Below are 21,117 nucleotides of genomic sequence, written 5' to 3' on the forward strand. Positions count from 1 at the left end.
TGATTGGGCACCGATGGGTGATCGGGGACCCGACGCGGAAGGACGGCTTGTCCGATCGTGCTGACGCCCGCGAGCCTGGAACACCGTCGGCGCGGGGCGCGGCGCCCGCGTGCCGTCGAGTGGTCCGGAGCGTCTGGTGAACGAGACCCTCCAAAGTCCCGGCGCTCAGGCCGTGTTCTTCATGGCCTAGTCGGTTTCGCTCGGTGATGGTCTCGGGGCGTTGGAGGGGAACGGCTCACAGTCCCGTGCCGCCGGACGCGTCAATGCACTGGCCCGTGACCCAACGGGAGTCGTCCGAGGCGAGGAAAGCCACGATGTCCGCGATGTCCGCCGGCTTTCCCATGCGGCCGAACACGGAGAGCGCGGCGTGGGCGGCCTCGTTCTCGGGCGTGGACCAGCGCTGCTTGTTCAGGTCCGTCTTGACGAAGCCCGGTGCCACGGAGTTAACCGTGATCTGCCGGGCCCCCAACTCCTTGGCGAGCATGTGGGTGAGGGCTTCGAGCGCGCTCTTGGCCATGGAGTACGCGAGGGAGGAGGGGAGGCTCACACGGGTGGCGGCCGAGCTGATGTTGATGATGCGGCCCGCCTCTCGCAGCCGCCGCAGGCCCTGCTGCACCAGGAACAGGGGTGCCTTGGCGTGGACGGCCATGAGCTGGTCGAAGTCCTCCGGGGTCACGTCGTCCAGGCCGCCCCGGATGTTGAAACCAGCGTTGTTGACCAGGATGTCCAGGGCCATCGGCTCGCCCAGTCCCTCAAGACCGGCGTCGAACCGCTCGTAGAGCGTGCGGATGTCATGGGGCACTCCGAACGGGGCGTGCACGGGGAAGGCACGCCCACCGCCGTCGGTGATCTGTTCGATGGTTCGACGGGCCGAGGTCTCGTCGCTTCCGTAGTGCACGGCGACGAGCGCGCCGCCTGCGGCCAGGCGGCAGGCGATGGCCCGGCCGATGCCCCGCCCCGCACCCGTGACCAGAGCCGTTCTGCCGTTCAGCGCACCCATCGTCTTCCCCGTCTTTCTCTGTGGCAGCGTATTGAAGAAACCGCATGACCGGTTTAATAATGGTGAGGTGATGCTTTGCGACCGACGTGATCGGTGCAGCTCGTCACCCGACATCACCAGACTCCGCACGCGGTGTCCGTGCGGCTCGACCCTAGGCGGTCCCAGTGGCCTTTCGGCATGTGCGTCTGATCGCGGTGAACATCGACGGTGTTCTGTTGAACGACACCTTCAGTCCGGTCATCCACCGGTTCGTGGTCGGCCGCGGAGGCGTCTACACCGCCGAACTGGAGCGGGCTGTGCTGTCGCAGTCGCAGCTTCGGGCCGCCGCGGCACTGGGTGTGCCGGGGACGACGCCCGAGGAGGTCGTGGAGGCGTACTTCCAGGAACGGGAGGAGTACCTCGGTGCGCATCCGGTGCGGGTCCTCGACGGCGTCGGCGGACTGCTCGAGCGGCTGCGCCACACCGGCGCGTCCCTGGTGTGCTACGGCGGCCTGGGGCGAGCCCACTTCGACCGGCATCTGGCGCCGTTCGCCGCGTACTTCGACGGGCCCGGGTACGTGTGCACCGACGGATTCCGTCCAGGGGTGCGGGAAATCGCCGAGGACGTCTTCGGGCTCCGTTGCGACCAGGCGCTCTTCATCGACGATGTGGCCCGTGTGGCCGAGGTCGCGCAGACGTTGGGTGCGGCTTTCATCGGGCATCCGACCGCCTACTCCCACAGCTTCCAGCGGCAGTTGATGCACGAGGCCGGGGTACGGCACATGGTCGGGTCTCTCGACGGGATAGACGAGTGGCTGCTGCGGGCCGTCGACGTCGAGGCCGCCGACGGCCGACTGTGGCCCTCGGGTGCCGAACGTGCCGACGAGCGTGTCCCCGCGATGGCGTGACACAGCGGGAACCGCTTGCCGACCGGGTACGGAAACCAGCACTCCGGACGTTTTCGCGCGCTTCGAGGTTCTCCGGAAAGCAGACCGTGCGCCGTGCTCCGGCAGGCGCCCCTTCGGCTCGCTTGACCAGCGCGGTTCCGCTGCCACCGGGAGGGTGCGCGCGTCCTGGGCCCCGGAACGGGAACAGGGAGAGTACCGCCGGAACCACTGGTGAAGCCCTTGACTGATGCGTACAGTACCTTCTAGACGGTTTTTTCTTCGCTGCTTTGTGCGCGGCAGCGAAGTACGGTTGACGGAAGGGGAGAGCCAGTGGCCCAGCAAGAGCGAGCGGTCAAGACCCGCCGTGCCGTGCTGGAGGCTGCCGCGACAGTCTTCGCGGAACACGGCTACACGGCGGCGACGGTCGCTGACATCCTCAAGACCGCCGGAGTGACCAAGGGCGCGCTCTACTTCCACTTCGACTCGAAGGAAGCGCTGGCCCGGGGTGTCCTGGAAGTTCAGGCGGACCGGCGGCTGCCCGAACAGGAGATCAAGCTCCAGGAGATGGTGGACGTCGCCATGACGGTGGCCCACCGGCTGAGGCACGACTCCATTCTGCGGGCCGGTGCCCGGCTCTCCGCGGACCCCATCGGCCGCAGGCACTACGGAAGCGCCTGGCCGCTGTGGGTCGGCATGCTGGCGGAGATCGTGTCCCAAGCCCACCAGCGCGGCGAGACCCTGTCGCACGTGGTGCCGCACGAGGTCGCCGAACTGGTGGTCAGCGCGTTCAACGGAGTACAGCTCTACGCCCAGTTGGAGACCAACCTGGAGGACGTCGAGCACCGGGTCTCGGTTCTCCTGCAGCACCTGCTGCCCTCCATCGCCTCGCCCGCGGTTCTGATGCGCCTGGATGTGGCCCCGGACCGCGGAGAGCGCCTCATCCGTGAGATGAGCGCCCCCGTACCCATGGCGGTCTGACGCGCAACCCAGCGACCCTTCCCTCCTTCCGGGTCGCTCTCGGTCGCTGAACAGAGCCCCAGGTCAGGTCAGGACTTCGCGCAAGCGCACGGTGCGGAAAGCGACTGAAGCGACTCGGGTTCGGACAGAGACCCGCGGTCCCTCTGTCGTCCCGCGTCCCGCACGACGACTCGCGTTCGCCCGGTCGCAGTCCGTGCGTGCGCCTCCGCCCGTCCCGGCACCGGCGCCGTGTGGGTCCCGCCGCACACGGGCGCCGGGTGACCCTCGGGGTTCCAGTACCAGGACTCGTCCGGTCCAGGGCGTCGGTGCCTCCCCGAACGACCCGCTCAGGCCGAGACCGGCGCCGCGGTCACGGCGGAGGTGAAGACAAGGCTGCCGTCCTGGCGGCCGGTCACGAGCACGCGTTCTCCGCCGTTCGTGTGCCGTGGCAGGGAACAGACCTCGATCAGGCAGGGAGTGTCGAGCTCCGCGTAACGGGTGAACTCGCTGTTGACGCCGACCGGCAGGCAGGCGCGCCCCAGGAACGCGGACGTGGCCTGGCGGGCGGCCTCCAACAGCGCCATGCCCGGCATGTGGTCGACGGGATGGTCGAAGAGCACGGGGTGTCGGGTGTCCACCCTCAGCTGCCAGCAGTCCGGCTCCGGCGCGGGGGACAGGACGACATCCGTGGGAGAGAGCCGGCCGACGGCCTGCGGTGCTGTCGGGCTCGTCAGCGGAAGCGGAACGGGGACACCGTCTCCGATCCGGGCGGCCCGCAGGCGCCGGTAGACGGCCGGGGAAGTGCAGGTGAAGGTGGCGGCTCCGGTCGCGGCCACCTCCCCGTCGCGGCGGATCACGGCCTTGTAGTGGAACCCCGAAAGGCTCGAGCCCCGGCGCTTGATGTCCATGCAGGCGATCGCGATGTCGAGGGAGGCCGGCGTGGCCCCGACGAGCAGGTGCTCGGGCGCGACGCCGACCTCGAGGTCCCACATCAGGAACTGGTGGTCGAGCGGGACGCCGAACTCCGCGTGCGCCAGCAGGATTCCGGACTGACGGATCGTTTCCGCTATGAGAAGCGGGTCGTGGCAGCCGTCGATGGTGGCGAAGAAACCATGCCGGCGGGGCAGTTGGGCGGCCACGGTGAAGTGAGTGCTGTCCATGCGCTCCCAGTCGGTGAGCATCACCTCTGCGACGCCGGCACGGTGGACCAGTTCCTTGGGAACGGTGGTGGTCAAGGACGGAAAACGCGTCACGACGACGCGCGCCGATGTCGTGCTGTCCTCCTCGGTAGGGCGTGCGCCGGGTATCGGGTGTGGGACCCGGAACGTGCTCGCAGACATGGCTATTCCCCCTGAGCCGCATAGGCGTGACGTCGATGTGGTGGTCGCTCAGGCTGCGAAGATACATACCACCCGGTTTAGTTTCTAGCGGTACGAGCCATTCCGGCTATGTGGCATGCCGAAGGGCTTGTTCCCCATGGGAGGCGCTCCCGCCCCTCTGATCGCAGGGCGACGGGCTGACCTGGGGCCTTTCTGGAATGTGGGAGGTGCCGGGGTCGCCTGTGCCGTTGTGTGGCGCGCGTTTTCGGCCGTGCGGCGGTCCCGGGGTGCGGGCGGGTGTGGTCTCGAGCGGGTCTGCAGCCGTTCTCGAGTGTCTTGGTTGACCCTTTCTTCAAACTCTGGAAGGGGGACCGGCCGGATGAAGCGTGCAGAGGCCCTGTTCCGCGTGGAACGCGGTCATGCGAGCGAAGAGGAACTGGCCGCTCTCGCAACGGTGTTGCTAGCACTGCGGGGGAGTGCTCAAGAGGGCGGCGAGGAGCCACCGATCGCCGGCTTCCACTGGTGGAAGCAGCCGGAGGGTTATGCGCTGCCCGGTAGTTGGCGCTGAGGACGCGCCCCCTGGGGTCTTCCGGCCTCTACTAAACCGCTCATGCGGTTTGTTACTATTTCCATGGCCGGGCGGGCCGCTTCGGCTTGCCCCAGGGAGGGACCATATATGGCAATGACGACTGCCCCCGTGCTGAGCGAGGCCGGGTCGGCCGACCCCTGCGGGCGTGTGGCCGAACTTCACGAGATCCGTGCGCAGGCCGTGGCCGGGCCCAGTGAGAAGGCGACCGCGGCGCAGCGCGCCAAGGGCAAGCTGACGGCTCGTGAACGTATCGAGCTGCTCCTCGATCCGGGGTCGTTCAACGAGGTCGAGCAGTTGCGCCGGCACCGGGCCACCGGGTTCGGTCTGGAGGCCAGGAAGCCGTTCACGGACGGTGTGATCACCGGCTGGGGGACGGTGGAGGGCCGTACGGTCTTCGTGTACGCCCACGACTTCCGCATCTTCGGCGGTGCGCTGGGTGAGGCCCACGCCACGAAGATCCACAAGATCATGGACATGGCCATCGCGGCCGGGGCGCCGCTGGTGTCCCTGAACGACGGTGCGGGCGCCCGTATCCAGGAGGGTGTGTCGGCCCTCGCCGGGTACGGCGGTATTTTCCAGCGCAACACGAAAGCCTCCGGAGTCATCCCGCAGATCAGCGTGATGCTGGGCCCGTGCGCGGGCGGCGCGGCGTACTCCCCGGCGCTGACGGACTTCGTGTTCATGGTCCGTGAGACCTCGCAGATGTTCATCACCGGCCCCGACGTGGTCAAGGCGGTGACGGGTGAGGAGATCACCCAGAACGGCCTCGGCGGCGCGGACGTCCACGCGGAGACGAGCGGCGTCTGCCACTTGGCCTACGACGACGAGGAGACGTGCATCCACGAGGTGCGCTACCTACTGTCGCTGCTCCCGCAGAACAACCGGGAGACACCGCCGCGCGTGAACACCGGCGACCCCGCGAACCGCCGCTCGGAGAAACTGCTGGACCTGGTTCCGGCGGACGGCAGCCGCCCGTACGACATGGCGAGGGTGATCGAGGAGATCGTCGACGACGGGGAGTACCTGGAGGTCCACGAGCGCTGGGCGCGCAACATCATCTGCGCCCTGGGTCGGCTCGACGGCCAGGTGGTCGGCATCGTCGCCAACCAACCCCAGACGCTGGCGGGGGTATTGGACATCGAGGCGAGTGAGAAAGCCGCGCGCTTCGTGCAGATGTGTGATGCTTTCAACATCCCTCTCGTGACGCTGTTGGACGTTCCCGGGTTCCTCCCGGGCGTCGACCAGGAGCACGGTGGAATCATCCGCCACGGCGCGAAGCTGCTGTACGCGTACTGCAACGCGACCGTGCCCCGGATCTCCTTGATCCTGCGCAAGGCGTACGGAGGTGCCTACATCGTCATGGACAGCCAGTCCATCGGGGCCGACCTCACCTACGCGTGGCCGACCAACGAGATCGCCGTCATGGGCGCCGAAGGTGCCGCCAACGTCATCTTCCGGCGTCAGATCGCCGAGGCCGAGGACCCCGAGGCGATGCGGGTCCGGATGGTCAAGGAGTACAAGGCCGAGCTGATGCACCCGTACTACGCGGCCGAGCGCGGGCTGGTGGACGACGTCATCGACCCCGCCGACACCCGCGTGGTGCTCATACGGTCCCTGGCGATGCTGCGCACCAAGCACGCCCACCTGCCCTCTCGCAAGCACGGCAACCCACCCCAGTAAGAAACGAGCAGCGGGCGCGGCGGCCGCGAACGGTGTTGTCCTGACCGCCCTTCCCGCAGCCAGGAGGCACATGATGGTCAAGCAGGAGCGGGCGGCCCGTACCCGGCAGGCACTGATTCGCGCGGCTGCCGAGGTGTTCGCCGAGGAGGGGTTCGCGCTTGCCTCGCTCTCCATGATCAGCCGTCGCGCCGGGGTGAGCAACGGAGCGCTGCATTTCCACTTCGAGAGCAAGAAGGCGCTGGCGGACGTCGTCCAGATGGAGGCGGCGGCCGCCGTGACCCGGATGACCGACAGGGCGGAGACCGCGGACGGGGCCTTGCAGGTGCTTGTCGACGCCACGCACGGCCTGATGAGCCGGCTTGCGGACGACAACATCGTGCGGGCCGGGTTCGAGCTCTGCGGTGACCCGGCACGGGGCGACGGCGTCGATCTGCGGCGCCAGTGGCAGCACTGGATCGAGAACATACTGGGGCGGGCCGAGCAGGAGGGCCTGCTTGCCGACGGCGTGTCACCGGACAGCGCGGCGCCGGCCATCGTGGCCGCCACCGTGGGGTTCGAGGTGCTCGGCTTCCGGGATCCGGAGTGGCTCTCCGAGCAGAAGATCATCCGCTTCTGGGAGCTGCTGCTGCCTCGGCTGGCCGGTGGTGAGGCCTGACCGGGGAAGCTGCAAGGTGGGCCGGAGGACGGCAAGCCTGAACGGTCCGTAGGCGGGCGCTGCCGCGTCGGCCTAAGAGACCGGATGTGCCGTTTTTACTCCCCGTCCTGGACGGTTTCTGAGGTGCGCACCTTAAGGTGCGCACCTTTTGTCTTGTTCTGTAGCGCCTCCGGCGCCGTGGATCCTGTCGATGCTGTAGTGGAGTTGTGGTTCACCCCTTTAGAAACGGCATAGATGGTTTCTGATTGACAAACCGTCTGTGCTGTTTTTTACTCGAGTGTGCCCGAGAGTCATCAGCCTGTCAGGGCTCGGCGACCGACCACTCATGCACGCATAGGGGAGACGCCATGGACATCTCTGTACTGGGCGGACTGGCCGTCCGGGAAAACGGAGTCTCGATCACGCCGACGGCGCCCAAGCCGCGGCAGGTGCTGGCGATGCTCGCCCTCCACGCTGATCAGGTCGTTTCCGTATCGACGCTGACCGAGGAGCTCTGGGGCACGGAGCCCCCGCGCAGTGCGCGCGCCACGCTGCAGACGTACGTGCTGCAGCTGCGGGAGATGATCGGCGCCGCCCTGGAGCGCGATCATGCGGACGCCGCCCCGCGCTGTGCCAAGGACGTGCTCGTCACCGTGCCCGGCGGCTATCTGCTGAACACCTCGGGCGGTGCCAGCGACGTCCGCGAGTTCGAGCGGCTGGCGGGCCTCGGCTACCGGGCCATGGACGCAGGGGACTTCCCAGGGGCGGCACGGCAACTGGGTGAGGCGCTCTCACTGTGGACCGGCGCCGCGCTCGCCGACATACAGACCGGGGCACAGCTGTCGATGGAGACGAGGCGTCTCGAGGAGACCCGGCTGTGCGCCCTGGACCAGCGCATCGAGGCCGATCTGCGGCTGGGGCGCCACCGAGAACTGCTGGGGGAGCTGTCCGTCCTGGTCAGCCGCTACCACACGCACGAGACCCTGCACGGCCAGTTCATGCTGGCGCTGCACCGGTCCGGGCGGCGCACCGAGGCCCTGGAGGCCTACCAGCGCCTGCGCCGCGCCCTGGTCCGAGAGCTCGGCCTGGAGCCGTCCGTGAGGCTGCGGCGGCTGCAGCGCTCCATCCTGATGGTCGGCCCTGAGCCCGCGCAGGACGCTTCCCTGTCCGCCCACGGCGGTGAACGAGCGGTCCGGGTGGGCTGACGGTTCGTCACTGAACCCGTCCGTGGGAAAGGAAAGGGATCGCCGATGCGGGCCAGGTCGGAGCGGACCCGCCGCAGGCTGGTGGGTGCCGGGGCCGAGATGTTCATCCGGAACGGCTGCGGCAACGTGGCCCTCGGCCAGACCGCCGGGGCTGCGGGCACGACGAAAGGGGCGCTGTACTTCCCTCTCGCCTCCGAGGAAGGACGCGCCGAAGCCGTCCAGGAACGCGGCCGCGCCATGCTCCAGGAGTTCGTCGGGGAACTGCGGCGTGGCGGCGTGCCACCCGTGCAGACGCTCATCGACACGACGCACCGGCCGGCCCGGACGCCGCACAAGGACCCGGTGGCCCGTGGCGGCTTCCGCATCACCGCCGAGTGCGGCAGCATGCGGCCGGCCCGTCACGGGCATCCACCGGACGTGGATCCACGAGGCCCTGCGACTGCTCGCCCGGGCACGCGGGACGGGGGAGTCGCGTACGGACGGGGAGCCGGACGCGGAGGCCCCCGAGACGCTGCCGGCAGCCACTGTCCGCAGCATCGAGGGCCTGTTCGGGACCGGCATTCGCCACGGTCAACTCAGCCGCAGAGCGGGGGCGTTGTGGGGAACGCTGCTGCCGGCCCTGGTCCCGCCCGGGCACGAGACCCGCTACCTGGCCGGCCCTCCCCGGTTGCCGTCCGCATCGGCGCTCGCGCGCCCCGCGTCCAGCGCCGCATGACCACGTCCTCCCTCTGCCCGGGGACCACAGGGGCCGCACCGGCGCCGCCGGCGACGGCAGTCGCCCTTCGCACCCGCACGACAACTTGGTTGTTCCGGTCGCCCGGGACGGACAGCTTGGAGTATCCGCATGTCCAGTGATCGTCATCCCTCCGCAGTAGCGGCGCCCACCGCCTTCCCGGCCGATCCAGTGGCCGACGTCGTGGCGGTCCTGGGGGAGGTGCTCCTGCTCAAGCCCGACAACATCGACCCACGGCAGTCGTTCCGCTTCCTCGGTCTCGACTCGCTGCTGGCCGTGGAGTTCGTGGCGAGCGTCAACGCCCGCTGCGGGACCCGGATCAAGGCCGCCGCGCTGTCCGACCACCCCACGCCCCTCGCTTTCGCCCGGTATGTGAACCGTGAGCTGCGGGCGGGCCGGCCCGCGCCCGCCGGCCCGTCGCCGATGGGGGGGGACCGCACCCCGTTCCGCTCACCCCGGGCTGCCGGCCCTCGTCGCTCCCGCCGCCCGGGGCGCCGATCGCGCGGTGCTCGACGTCCTCCGGGAGGAGCTCGCGCGCCTCCTGTGCTGCGGCCCCTGGGACATCGACGTGCACGCCCCGTTCAACCGACTGGGCGTCGACTCCATCATCGGCGCCGAGTTCGTGGCGGCCGTCAACCGGATCTACGGGACGAGAGAACGCAGCGCCACCCTCTACGCCCATCCGAACCCGGCCGCCCTGGCCGCGCACGTCGCTCTGCTCACGGCCCAGCGCCCCGCGCCGATGGACGTCGAGGTCCTGCTGGACGCCGTACGCGACGACCTGCTCACGGTCGACCAGGCCCTCGCACTGCTGTCACGACGCGGCTGAAGCGACGACTGAATCATGGACATGCGGGAGATACTGGTCCGGTACAAAGAGGGCTCCCTGGACCGGGGAAGCGCTTCGCAGCTGCTCGGCTCGTTCACGGTCGGCGAGCGGCCGTTGACACGGGACCGGGCTCTCACGGCGCCACCGGAGCCGCACGACCCCTGGCCCGCACCGGAGGTCGCGGCAGGGCCGCAGCCCGTGGCCGCCGGGGACCCGCCGGCGACGGACACGGACGTGGACACGGTCGCTGTCGTCGGCATGGCAGGGCGCTACCCGCAGGCCGCCGACCTCACGGCCTTCTGGCAGAACCTGCGCGAAGGGCGTGACACCTCGACCGACGTGCCGCCGGTACGCCCCGGCGCGCCGCTGCTGAGCAGCGGACAGCGAGGGTACTTCCTGGACGCGGTCGACGAGTTCGACCCCGAGTTCTTCGGACTCACCGAGGAAGAGGGCCGTCTGATGGACCCTCAGGAACGGCTCTTCCTGGAGACCGCCTGGGAAGCGCTGGAGAACGCCGGCCGCACCGGGGCCCGGCTCGACGCGCTGACCGGAGCCGACGGACAGCCGCGCGCCGTTGGTGTGTTCGTGGGCGCAGACTCCGCCGACTACGCCCTGATCGGAGCAGAATCCTGGGCGCGCGGCGGCCGCGAGACACCCCGGAGCGGCCACTGGGGGCTGGCCGGCCGACTCGCCGGCCTGCTCGCCCTGCGCGGGCCCGCGCAGGCCGTGGACACCTCCTGGTCCTCCGGACTCGTCGCCGTCCACCTCGCCGTGCAGGCGCTGCGCCGCGGCGATTGCGCCGCGGCCGTCGCGGGCGGTGTCGAACTGCTGCTGCACCCTTCGCGTGCGCGCTGGGGCTCGGGCGAGGGAGTGGGCGCGGTCGTGCTCAGGCCGCTGCGGGACGCGGTGGCCGACGGCGACCAGGTGTACGCCGTCATCCGCGCCACCTCCGCGGGAGCTTGCGCCCACGCGCCCTCGGCCACCGGCAGGGGACCGGAGGCCATCGGCCTGCGCGAGACGCGGGACTCCACCGTGCGCCGGATCGGCGACGCCGGAGCGGCCACCGGGATCGCCGCCCTGACCTCGGCCGTCCTGCAGCTGCGGCACAGCGTGCTTGCCCCCGCGAGGGACGGGGCCGAGGCGCAGCCCTGGCGGGAGTCGCGCCGCGCGGTCGTCGAGTTCGCCCCGGACGCCGGTGACGACTCGGCTGCCGGGCTCCAGGCCCGCATCGTGGTCGAGGAGTTCGTCCCCCGTACGTCCGGAGCGGCCGGCACGGCGCAGGAGGATCTCCTCGTGTCCGACGGCGTGGAGCGGGACGTGGCGGTGCTGCTGTCCGCGCCCACCCCCCGCCATCTCGCCGCCGCGGCACAGCGGCTGGTGACCTGGCTGGACGACGCCGACCGAGCTGCCGTGGACCTGCCCGCGCTGGCCCGTGGGCTGCGCGTCGGCCGCTCCGCGCAGCCGTGCCGCATTGCCCTGGTCGTGCGCACCGTCCCGCAACTCCTGTCCGAGCTGCGCGCGTTCCTGCGGAACGAGGGGGCCGTCGACCTGCGTGACGCCAGTGGTGACCCGCTCGGCCTGGGAGCCCTGCCCGAGACCGCCGACTACCTTGCCGCACTGTGGCGGGGCGGCCGCATCGAGCAGTTGACCCGTCTGTGGCTGTCCGGGGTCGCGGTCGACTGGGCCGGGCTGGAGGCCGAGGGCGGCGACCGGCCCGCCGCGGCACCGCTGCCGACCTCGGTGTTCCTGCGCCGCCCGCTGTGGCTGGGGCGGGCGGAACCGCAGGAGTTGGAAGGATGACCACTGCCGTCAAGGCGGCGACCTGGGCGGTCAAGCTGTGGTTCTGTTCGAACGACGAGCTCCCGCCGGGCATCGCCGCCACTCTCGCCGCGAACTGGTTGGACGAGCACGAGAGGGAGAGCGCCGAGCAGTTCCTGTTCGAGCGTGACCGCCGCCAGTACCTCGTCTCGCACGTCCTGGTGCGCCGTGTCCTGTCCCTCGAGTGCGGTATACCCGAGAGCGAGGCGGTCATCTGGCGCTCCTCACGCGGCCGGCCCTTCCTGCAGAAGCCGGCGGGCGGGCTGCCGCGCGGCGGGCGCGAGCTGGACTTCAACCTGTCCCACGCGGGCGGGCACAACCTGCTGGGCGTCGTACGCCGCAACCGGATCGGCGTGGACGTCGAGCGGCTCGACCGCGGTGACCAGGGGTTCGCCTCCATCGTGCAGACCTTCGCGCCCGCGGAGCGGGAGTGGGTCGCGCAGGCGAGACCGGGGCGGGCCAGGGACGTACGGGTGCTGCGGCTGTGGACGCTCAAGGAGGCGTACTCGAAGGCACGCGGCCTGGGGCTCGGGCTGTCCTTCGACACGTTCTCCTTCAGGCTGGCCGAGGACCGCGGAGTACTGGGCTTCCGGCCGCCGGACGACGACCTGTCCGGGCGGTGGAGGTTCATGGAGCTGGAGCCGGTGCCGGGGGTGCTGGCGGCCGTCGCCGTCATGGCGGACGAGGGGGAGGAGCTGGTACTCGAACTGCACCACGGCTTTCCTTGGGGGAGGTCCGCCCCCCGGCTGCTGACGATTCCGCAGGCGCCGTCGGTGCTGCGCCGGGTGTCGTAGGGCCTGTCCGGCAGGACTCGTCGAGCCGTCCTCCAACACTTCTCCAGCGGCGGCGGCTCACGGTGACTCTCCTACCGACGAGCCGCTGGAGAGCGACACCATGGTGACCGTTCGCCACCAAGCCCACCGTGTACGGCGGCCCGGCCGAGGCGCAGGGCTCACCGGCCACGGCGGACCCGGGCTCCCCTGAGACGTCCCGGGTGGACGAGTCCCGCGCACGCATAACCACACCGGAGGAGAGTTCTGTCATGGTGTCGGGTGAGCGTGTTCACCGAACGTCGCACGAGAGGGAGATCGCCGCGCCGGCCGGGGTCGCCTACGGCCTGATCGCGGACACGGCAGAGGCGCCGGAACATGAGGGTGATGGCGGCGAGTGTGAGTACTGCTTCGGAGTGCTCGGGCCGGGTCTCGTAGTCCCTGGCATTCCTTCGCGCGTGCAGCCACCATGCCGGCTCCGCCGGCGACAAGTCCCGGCCTCTGCCTGCAGCCTCCTGCCGCACGAGACCCAGGGCAACCCACAGCAAACGCCGTTGCGTACAGGCAGGCTCAAAGACGGGTTCTCAGGAGCACGCCCGTACGCCCTGCTCCGCACCGCGCCCGGTGGTGATGGAACGGCACCCGGTCCTCAAGCAGATCCCCAGTGGGGCACGAGCAGTCGCGGAGAGGGTCGTCGGTAAGGGCGGGAGACAGGCGTACACCTCGGGACCAGGGAGCTGACCGTCACGGAAGGCCACGACCGCCGACGGCTCGTCGGCCAGGTCCTGGAAGAGCCGACGGCAACACCGAACGGGACGGTTCCACGACGCCGACGGGCTGGAACTCGAAGGATGAGCCATGAACGACGCCGCTCGTATCTCGCCGCCCGTCCATGTCCACGGACCCGGCGGACCCTGGCACCCGGTGCGCGCCGACATGGCTCGCACCGGAAACGCCGTCGTGCACACCACCTGGGGTGAATGGCTGTCGGCAGCCCTCACCGACCCGGCGCTGTGTCCCCTGCTCGGCCGTGACTGGCAGCGCTACCGGCGCACCAGCGACCCGGCCGTCCGCCATCGCTTCGTCGCGTCCCGGCTCGTCACGAAGTACACGGCCGCAGCCGCACTGGATACCGACCCGACCGAGCTGGACCTCGCGTACAAGATCGGCGGACGGCCGTATCTGCGCGGACTCGACCGGATCGACGTCAGCCTCACCCACACCGAGGAACTGATCGCGGTCGGCGTCAGCCGCAACGGCCGCATCGGCATCGACGCCGAACCCGCCGGACGCAGACTGGACTTCGAGCTGCTGAGCGGCCACATAGCCACGCCCGCCGAGCTCCACTCGATGAGCGTGCTGTCCGAACGGGCCCGGGAGACCGAGCTGCTGAAGCTGTGGACCGTCAAGGAGGCATACAGCAAGGCGCTCGGTCAGGGGCTGCGGCTCGGATTCAGCGAGTCCGACCTCGGCGCGGACTGTTCGGGACTGCTCGCCCCCGACGGCACACCGGCCGCGCGAGGCGCGTGGGCCTTCAGCACCCACCGGGTGCTGGGCCGCTATCTGCTGAGTGTGGCCCGCCACGATGGGGGACCGGACGTCTCGCGTGGCACCGCCGTGCGCCCCACGCTCGACGGGGGCTTCACGGGGGGCGTCGCGGAACTCCTCGGCTGAGAGCCGTTGGGGGAGCGCTCCAGGGTCGCTGGAGGAAACGGGCACATCGCGCGCGTACCCATACCGTGCTGAGCAGGTCACGGACTTCAGAGCGAGGAGGTCGTCATGGGTGAACTTCCCGGCGCCGACCAGCGTCGGGCGCGCGCCACATGCTCCGTCGCGGGGCGGTCGGACCGGACGTGCCGTCGTGACGCACCTCAGGAAGCCCGCACCGCCACGTGAGAGGGGGAGGGGCCACGCCCCGAGAAGTCGATGACCGACGACCGTGACGCCGATGCCCGCTTCGCCGACGTGGCGACGACCGTGGTCGTCGACCCCGGACAACCGCCCTACGACACTCCGCCCGTACTGGAGGTGCGCGGCCCCCTGACCGCCGGCCGTGTGGCGGCGGCGCTCGACCACGCCGCCACGCGCACCCCCGGGGGCCGGCCCTGGCGCCACCGGCTGCAGCGCCTCGGGCCCGGCCACCACCTGGTGCACCTGGAGGCCCCCGCGACCTTTCCGGCCGTGCCCGAGAGCGTTCACGTCTCTCCCGACGCCTTTCCCGCCGGGCTTGTCGCGGACCTCCTGACCGCCCGCGACAAGCCGGCCGTCCCGCTCGGGCCGGCCCAGCTCGCCCTGGTGCGGCGACGCGAGGCCGCACCCCTCGTCCACCCCTGGACGGCGCTGGACGTGGCCGAGCCGCTCGACCCGGTGCGGGTGGACGGGGTCCTGCGGGCCCTCGTCAGAGCCCACCCGCTGCTCGGCGCCCGAATCGACACGGAGGACCGCGGCGGCATCCACGCCGACCCGCTCGTATACGAGACCGCGTGCACGGCCGCCGACGACACCCCCCGGGCCCGTGAACACGAGGCCGTCGCCGCCGTGAGCCGCCGACTGGACCCCGCCACCGGCCACACCCTGCGCGCCGTGCTGCTGCGCAAGCGGCACCGGCTCGTGGTGGTGGCCCATGAACTCGTCGTCGACCAGGTCTCGTTGGGCATCCTCATGGCGGACCTGGTAGCCGCGCTGGCCCGGCCGGACGAGGAACTCCCCGCCGAGGCCGTGCGCTACACGGGCTGGGTCGCCTCCCTGCCGGCCGTGGCCACGGATTCCCGCGAGACCGGCCGCTGGCGCACCGTCGCCGAAGGGCGCGCGGCCGCGTCCGAGTTCCGCCCTCGTGCTCCCCTCCCGGACGTCACCCCCGTGCGCCACCCCGGCTTCACACTGGGCAAAGCGGTCACCGGGCGGCTGACCGGCGCCCTGCCCCGGAGGTTCGGGCTCACGCCGGCCCAGATGCTCACCGGTGCCCTCGGCCTGGCCCTCGCCCGGTGGCGCGGCACCGGGCGGGCCTCCTTCGACGTGTGCACCGACGGTCGCCAGGGCAGCCCCGCGCTCGCACGGACCGTCGGGCCGCTCGTCGAGACCGAGCCCGTGCTGCTCGACGGTGCGTGGGGCGAGGACGCGCGGGAGTTCGTCGGCCGGGCCGCCGGAAGCCTCGCCGACGTGGGGCGCGCCTCGTTCGGCGCGTGCCGCGAGCACGCGCCCGACCCGGCGCTCCGGCTCGTTCTGCGGGAACTCGTGCCGGTCCTGGTGCGTTTCACTCCCGACAGGGAAGCCGGGCCTGTCTCCGGAGTCCGGTGGCCCGCCTGCGCCGTCCCGTACGCGCTCGACATCGACGTACGGGTGCGCGGCGGCCGGCTGAGCGTCGGGCTCGACTGGCTGCCCGCCGCCCGCGACGGCATCACCGAGGAGTCCGTCGCCCGGCTCCTGGCCGGACTGCGGGACGTCCTGGAGGACCTGGCGGGGGACGCCGGCGCACCGTCCACCACGGCACGCCCTCTCATGACGAGCCCCCTGCAGCGCGAACTCCTCGCCGACGCCGACGCGCACCCCGGCACGGGCCGGCAGATCGAGCAGCTCAGCTGGGTCTGGCACGGGCCGCTGGACGTCGCACGGTTCACAGCGGCCTGGCAGTCCGTCTTCGACCGGGAGGCCGTACTGAGGGCCGCCTTCGACGACGGGCCCGAGCCCGGGATCGTGATCCACGACCGGGTCGTGCCCGAGGTGGTGCGGATGGCCCACACTGGCGCACACTGGCCCGACGTCCTGACGGGCGACCGGCGGCGTGGTCTCGACCCGCGCACACCGGGGCCGTTGCGGGTCACCCTGTTCGACGGCCTGCACGACGACGACGTGCCCGTGCCGTCAACGCGGGTGCTGCTCACCTACCACCATGCCCTGCTCGACACCTGGAGCGTGCGCCTGCTCCTGGAGGAGTTCTACCGCGCCTACCTGGCGGGCGGCACACTGCCGGGCGGCGACCGGCGTCCCGATGTGCGCGACCACGCCCACTGGCTCGCGGCCCAGGACCTGGCTCCCGCACGGGACTTCTGGCTGCGTGCCGCGCCCCTCCCCGGGGCCGCGTCGTCCGTGTCGGCCTATGCCACGGCGTCACCCGCCGCCGAGGGGCCGGGCACCGGCCGGGCCCGGGTGCGGCTCGCCTCCTCCGAGGCGGCCCGCCTCAGCGCGTGGGCCGCGCAGTGGGGCGCCACGGAGAGCACGGCGCTGCAGGCCGCCTGGGCGCTGCTGCTGCACCGGGCCGCCGGAGCCGACGGTCCGACGCCGGTGCGGTTCAGTGTCACGGTGTCCGGGCGCGGCATCCTGCTCGACGGGGTGGAGCGCCTGCCCGGCGCCCTGCGTAACCCGCTGCCCGTATCGGTCGAGGTCGACCCGGCCGCGACCGTGCCCGATCTTCTGGCCGCGCTGCGTGACCGGGCCATCGAGCTGTCGTCGTACGAGTGGGTCTCGGCCGGGCAGATCCACGGCTGGACGGGCACCGGGCCGGACGGGCCTGCGGAGGCGGAGGAGACCGCCGACAGCCTGATCGTGTTCGAGGCCGGGCTGAATCCGCTCGACCGGCTGGAGCCCTCGCTCGCCGCGCACGGCATCCGAATGGAGTTTCCCGAGACGACAAGCGCCGCGACCGCCTTCCCGGTCACGCTCGCCGCGCATCATGACGAAACGGGTGGCCTGGTGCTGACCGTGAACCACGACCGCACCCGTCTGGCGGACGCCACCGGCTTGTTGGCGCACTGCGCCTGCCTGCTCCGTGAACTCCCTTACGTGGCCGACGAGTGCAGGCCCGTCGCCGAGTTCCTCGACGAGTTGTCGGCCGTCACGACACCCGGACCCGCCTTCGTCACCCTGCGTCCCGGCACGGGCGGGGTGATCTGTCTGGTGCCCTCTCCCGGTGCGCCCCGGTCCTGGTACGCCCGTCTGTCCCGGCTGTACCCGGGACCGGAGGCGATGATCCTGCTGCGGCCCACTCCGGAAGGGATTCGGGCCTGGTACGAGGTAGTGCGTCCGGTGGCCGAGGAGGGGCGGTTGCTGGTGCTCGGTGCCTTCTCGGGAGGGGGAGCCGGCGCTTACGAGGTGGCCCGCCGCGTCGCGGCGGACGGCGGCCCCCCGCCGCTTGTCGTGCTCACGGCGGACACCGGTAGCGACGAGGCCGTGCGCGCTCTCGCGCGGCTGCTGGACGAGGCGGCCCGGCGGCGGAGTGGTGCTTGAGGCGCGGTGATGTGCCTGGCCCGTGTCGACGGCCACCGGGCCGTGCCTGTCCGGCTGCCCCCTGCTCCTCCTGCCCCGCAGGTCAGGACCCGATGATTTCCGGGTCTGGGGCTGCTCGTTGGCACATGGCGTCAGCGCCGCCGAAGGAACCGGGCGGCTCCACGACGGCGGGCCCCCGGACCGGCCGCGTGGTGCAGCCGCCCTCGCCTTCTCCCGGGGCGGCGGTTCCAGTGCTCGCGGTGAGCGTGACGCCGGCAGCGGTGCCAAGACCAGCGATCTTGGACCTGCGGGACAGAGTGGCTGTCTCACGGCACGGCGTACGGGCGCCGGCCCAACGGCGCGAGTGGCGGTGGACTGACCTGGCGCAGGTGTCGGGGGATTCAGGGTGCCGTACAGGCCTTTGAGCGCTCGGGGGACCGAGCGGCTGCACCCGGCATGGAGGAGCGCTGGAGGCGGGCTTGAGATCACCCCTCATTTCGGAGGGATCGGACTAGCGTGCCGAGGGGAGCAGGTTCTTGACCATTGTGGGGAACTCGACGAAGTACGGGGGCGAACGTGAAGATTCAGGTTCTGGGTCCGTTGGGCGCCGAGGTCAACGGGGGTTCGATCGTTCCGACAGCGGGTAAGCCGCGGCAGATCCTGTCGCTGCTGGCGCTGTACCCGGGGCGGGTGGTGCCGGTGCAGACGCTCCTCGAGGAGCTCTGGGGCACCCGGCCGCCGCATAGCGCGCTCACCACCCTCCAGACCTACATACTCCAGCTGCGGCGGCGGCTCGGCACGGCGATGGGGCCCAGCGCTCCGGCGGGCGCCAAGGACGTACTCGCCACCCGGCACGGGGGCTACCTGCTGCAGGTACCTGAGCAGAGCGTCGACGTACACGCATACGAATGCCTGGTGGCGGAGGGCCGAGCGGCGTTCGAGGCGGGTGACAACGAGGTGTCGGCCGATCGATACCGGCGCGCGCTGGACCTCTGGAACGGGCCCGCGCTGGTGGACGTACGGCTCGGCTCGATCCTCGAGATCGAGGTCATGCGGATGGAGGAGAGCCGGTTGGTGGCGGTGGAGCGGCGGATCGACGCGGATCTGCGGCTCGGGCGGCACTGCGAACTCCTCGCCGAGCTGACAGAACTGACTGCACGTCACCCGCATCACGAGGGACTTCACTCGCAGGCCATCGTGGCGCTGTACCGCTCGGGCAGACAGGGATCGGCACTGGAGGCCTACCGAAGACTTCGGCTGCGTCTGATCGAGGAGCTCGGCGTCGAGCCGTCGCCCCAGCTCCAGCGCCTGCACCAGGCCATGCTCACCGTGGACCCCTTGCTGGACGTGGCTGCGGGACCCAAGCGAACCTCCACCTTCGACTTGTTCGCGGCCTGAGCGGCAGTCGAGCGTTTCTCCAGGGGGACCGGCCAAGTTCGGACGCCACTGGCACCCGTACGCAGGGGTGCGTGTATCCGAGAAGGAGGCCGTGCCATGCCCCGCGGCCGGCCCGTGACGCGCCACTGCTTCGCCCAAGCCCGCGTCGGGACGACCGGCTCGTCCCACCGACGGGCGCGCGCGGCCCCGACGGTGGGGCCGTTGTCATACCGCTGCCCGACCGGGGCGGCGGGCCCCCGGCCGGCCGGCACCGGCTCGCCGTACAGGTCCATGACCGGCCGGTACCGGGGGGCCGACCCGGAGGCCGTTCACCGTGACGGTGGACCGCCCGGCGTCGAGCGGGGCCGTGGAACGGCTGGCTTCCTGACACAGGGCAGCTGACAGCGCGGCACCGGCCAGGCCGGGACCCGCCGTGACACCGCTGCCGTCGCGCCGTCGCGCCGACGAGGCGGCTCGCCGGGACGAGGTGGTGACCGGCGACGCCAGTCCCCCGTGAGTCGACCCGCCGAGCGCGCGTCCGGGCACGGACGCGGTGATGGCCGTCGACGTCGCTCGTGCCCGCCCGCCAGACGGACCGCAACCGGGGGAGGGCAGCAGTTCGGGCAGGGCACGTCGGCCGCTCACACCGAGCTTGCGGTGGACGCGGGTCAGGTGCTGTTCGACGGTGCTCACCGTGATGAACAACTGCTGGCTGATGTCACGGTTGCTGAAACCGCGTGCCGCGAGCAACGCCCCCCGTCCTTCCGCGTCGCTGAGCAGGGACATGTCGTCGCCGAGCTGTTCGTCGGCGCGGACATCCGGGGCACGGACGTCCGGGCTCGTCGGCGCCGGTGGGTCCGCCGGTCGTGCCGGGCCCGGCGTAAGCGGGACGAACGCCGGACCGGCAGAACGTGGACTCCTGGACCGAGCGCCGGGACACCGCGCGCGCCCCGTCGAGCTCGCCCGCGCTGCTGAGGGCCACGCTCAGGTCGGCCAGGGAGCGGGCCGGCTCCGTACGGTCGCCGGCCGACTCGAGCAGGAAGGCGTTCACCGCTGCTGACAAGCACCGGGCGCGCGATTCACTGGCGAACCACGGGCGACGCCCAGCGCACATTTCGGGCCGGGAAGAACCCCTATCGCCCGGACGGAGCCCGGCGTACGGCACGCCTCTTCTGCCCGCGCCGACGAGAGGGCCATCGGCTCGGCGCGGCAGCGATACGCGGGAACGACGCATTTCCGCCCGCTGATTAACCTGTCCACATGCTCGTTGATCCTGCGATTTTTGCGGAAACTCCCTGTTCGGCTGGGGGAATAAAGAAAGCTGTACGCCGTGCGGATTCTTGCCAATTTCGATCCGTTCATGTTTGCGTTCGGCTCTCCCTCGATCCCTCCATAGGGGGCTGGAATTCATATTAGGGGTGGCCGTCCACTCGGAACGATGTGAGAGTCATTCGCGCAACGTGGTCAAGGGAATTCAATTCCGAAATATGGAGGGTTACTGATGAAACTCGCTGCGCGTGTGATGCTGGTCGGCGCCGGTGCTGTCGCCGCTGCCGCCGTCGCCACCGCTCCCGCCGCTGCCGCCGCTCCGGCTGCCGCTCCGGTGGCCGAGACGACTGCCGCCGCGCCGAGCTGTTCGGCCTCGGTCTCGGGCAACAAGGTCTCGGGTACCTGCGCCGTCTCGACCCCCTTCGGCACCCTCAGCGCGACCTTCACCGGCACCATCGCCGCCGACGGCACCGGCTCGGGCACGATCACCCTCAAGGGGGGTGTCCTCGGCAGCGTGAGCGGCTCCTGGAGCGGTGGCAAGTTCACCGGGGCCCAGGCGACCATCAACTACTCGGTCCCGACCCCGCTCGGCCCCATCACCGGCACGATCACGGTCAATCTCTGAGGCTGGTCCGGCTCATCGTCGGGTCGGCCGGAGCGAGCTCCTGCCGGTCCGACCCGCACGAATGCCAGGCCCCACAGGGGATTGGCCGCACAGAGGCCCCCAGCTCCCGCACGGGGGCTGGGGGCCTCTGTGCCGTCAGGCGGTGGAACACGGGCGCCGGACATCGTCGGCCGGATCAGGCACGAGCCGGTGACTTCGGCCCGCCCCTGACACGGACTCACGGCGTGATCCGAACCTCGCTGTG

General features: G+C 71.0%; 17 protein-coding genes and 1 pseudogene. 15 read left to right on the forward strand and 3 right to left on the reverse strand.

Annotated elements, in window-relative coordinates; translation table 11 throughout:
* Positions 1-235: 235 nt before the first annotated feature.
* Entirely contained in the window at positions 236-1,000 is a 765-nt protein-coding gene (locus K1J60_RS44765; RefSeq protein WP_220652042.1) for an SDR family oxidoreductase, read from the reverse strand.
* A 215-nt stretch (positions 1,001-1,215) separates the two neighbouring features.
* On the opposite strand from K1J60_RS44765, the gene K1J60_RS44770 reads away from it, so the two are divergent.
* Both K1J60_RS44770 and K1J60_RS44775 read left to right on the forward strand, forming a co-directional pair.
* Positions 1,216-1,887 (forward strand): HAD family hydrolase, encoded by a 672-nt coding sequence (locus tag K1J60_RS44770; protein WP_259408399.1) that lies wholly within the window; start codon positions 1,216-1,218, stop codon positions 1,885-1,887.
* A gap of 309 nt (positions 1,888-2,196) precedes the next feature.
* Positions 2,197-2,844 (forward strand): ScbR family autoregulator-binding transcription factor, encoded by a 648-nt coding sequence (locus tag K1J60_RS44775; RefSeq protein ID WP_220652043.1) that lies wholly within the window; start codon positions 2,197-2,199, stop codon positions 2,842-2,844.
* Between the two features lie 326 nt (positions 2,845-3,170).
* On the opposite strand, the gene K1J60_RS44780 is transcribed toward K1J60_RS44775, so the two are convergent.
* Positions 3,171-4,058, reverse strand: coding sequence for a ScbA/BarX family gamma-butyrolactone biosynthesis protein (locus tag K1J60_RS44780; RefSeq protein ID WP_259408400.1), 888 nt, complete (start codon positions 4,056-4,058; stop codon positions 3,171-3,173).
* Between the two features lie 463 nt (positions 4,059-4,521).
* On the opposite strand from K1J60_RS44780, the gene K1J60_RS44785 reads away from it, so the two are divergent.
* From K1J60_RS44785 to K1J60_RS44835, 12 genes and pseudogenes are all read left to right on the forward strand, one after another.
* Positions 4,522-4,710: an acyl-CoA carboxylase epsilon subunit gene (locus tag K1J60_RS44785; protein WP_220652045.1), complete on the forward strand. Its 189-nt coding sequence runs from the start codon at positions 4,522-4,524 to the stop codon at positions 4,708-4,710.
* Between the two features lie 114 nt (positions 4,711-4,824).
* The gene (locus K1J60_RS44790) at positions 4,825-6,411 is read left to right on the forward strand and encodes an acyl-CoA carboxylase subunit beta (protein ID WP_259408401.1); all 1,587 of its coding nucleotides are present in this window, start codon (positions 4,825-4,827) and stop codon (positions 6,409-6,411) included.
* A 70-nt stretch (positions 6,412-6,481) separates the two neighbouring features.
* Positions 6,482-7,066: a ScbR family autoregulator-binding transcription factor gene (locus tag K1J60_RS44795; protein WP_259408402.1), complete on the forward strand. Its 585-nt coding sequence runs from the start codon at positions 6,482-6,484 to the stop codon at positions 7,064-7,066.
* A 347-nt stretch (positions 7,067-7,413) separates the two neighbouring features.
* On the forward strand, positions 7,414-8,250 hold the full coding sequence (locus tag K1J60_RS44800; protein WP_220652046.1) for an AfsR/SARP family transcriptional regulator: 837 nt from the start codon (positions 7,414-7,416) through the stop codon (positions 8,248-8,250).
* 349 nt (positions 8,251-8,599) lie between these two features.
* Positions 8,600-8,965, forward strand: a complete 366-nt coding sequence (locus K1J60_RS44805) for a hypothetical protein (protein ID WP_220652047.1) — start codon at positions 8,600-8,602, stop codon at positions 8,963-8,965.
* A 129-nt stretch (positions 8,966-9,094) separates the two neighbouring features.
* Positions 9,095-9,346 (forward strand): annotated as a pseudogene (locus K1J60_RS46665) (acyl carrier protein); the annotation flags it as partial.
* 142 nt (positions 9,347-9,488) lie between these two features.
* Positions 9,489-9,812 carry an acyl carrier protein gene (locus tag K1J60_RS46670; RefSeq protein ID WP_259408403.1) on the forward strand — a complete coding sequence of 108 codons (324 nt, stop codon included), beginning with the start codon at positions 9,489-9,491 and terminating at the stop codon, positions 9,810-9,812.
* Between the two features lie 21 nt (positions 9,813-9,833).
* A complete protein-coding gene (locus K1J60_RS44815; protein ID WP_220652048.1) occupies positions 9,834-11,612 on the forward strand; it encodes a beta-ketoacyl [acyl carrier protein] synthase domain-containing protein in 1,779 nt (592 codons plus the stop codon).
* On the forward strand, positions 11,609-12,424 hold the full coding sequence (locus K1J60_RS44820; RefSeq protein ID WP_220652049.1) for a 4'-phosphopantetheinyl transferase family protein: 816 nt from the start codon (positions 11,609-11,611) through the stop codon (positions 12,422-12,424). The genes K1J60_RS44815 and K1J60_RS44820 overlap by 4 nt, the downstream gene beginning before the upstream one ends.
* A 936-nt stretch (positions 12,425-13,360) precedes the next feature.
* Positions 13,361-14,074: a 4'-phosphopantetheinyl transferase family protein gene (locus K1J60_RS44825; protein WP_398684420.1), complete on the forward strand. Its 714-nt coding sequence runs from the start codon at positions 13,361-13,363 to the stop codon at positions 14,072-14,074.
* A 252-nt stretch (positions 14,075-14,326) separates the two neighbouring features.
* Positions 14,327-17,623 carry a condensation domain-containing protein gene (locus K1J60_RS44830; protein ID WP_220652051.1) on the forward strand — a complete coding sequence of 1,099 codons (3,297 nt, stop codon included), beginning with the start codon at positions 14,327-14,329 and terminating at the stop codon, positions 17,621-17,623.
* 555 nt (positions 17,624-18,178) lie between these two features.
* Positions 18,179-19,000 carry an AfsR/SARP family transcriptional regulator gene (locus K1J60_RS44835; RefSeq protein ID WP_220652052.1) on the forward strand — a complete coding sequence of 274 codons (822 nt, stop codon included), beginning with the start codon at positions 18,179-18,181 and terminating at the stop codon, positions 18,998-19,000.
* Positions 19,001-19,204: 204 nt separating this feature from the next.
* Here the strand turns inward: K1J60_RS44835 and K1J60_RS47375 are convergent, their stop codons facing one another.
* On the reverse strand, positions 19,205-19,765 hold the full coding sequence (locus K1J60_RS47375; protein WP_220652053.1) for a helix-turn-helix domain-containing protein: 561 nt from the start codon (positions 19,763-19,765) through the stop codon (positions 19,205-19,207).
* A 715-nt stretch (positions 19,766-20,480) separates the two neighbouring features.
* On the opposite strand from K1J60_RS47375, the gene K1J60_RS44845 reads away from it, so the two are divergent.
* Complete coding sequence (locus K1J60_RS44845) at positions 20,481-20,873, forward strand: hypothetical protein (protein WP_220652054.1); 393 nt, start codon at positions 20,481-20,483, stop codon at positions 20,871-20,873.
* Positions 20,874-21,117 lie beyond the last annotated feature (244 nt).

Source organism: Streptomyces akebiae (assembly GCF_019599145.1).
In the GTDB taxonomy this organism is placed as follows: domain Bacteria; phylum Actinomycetota; class Actinomycetes; order Streptomycetales; family Streptomycetaceae; genus Streptomyces; species Streptomyces akebiae.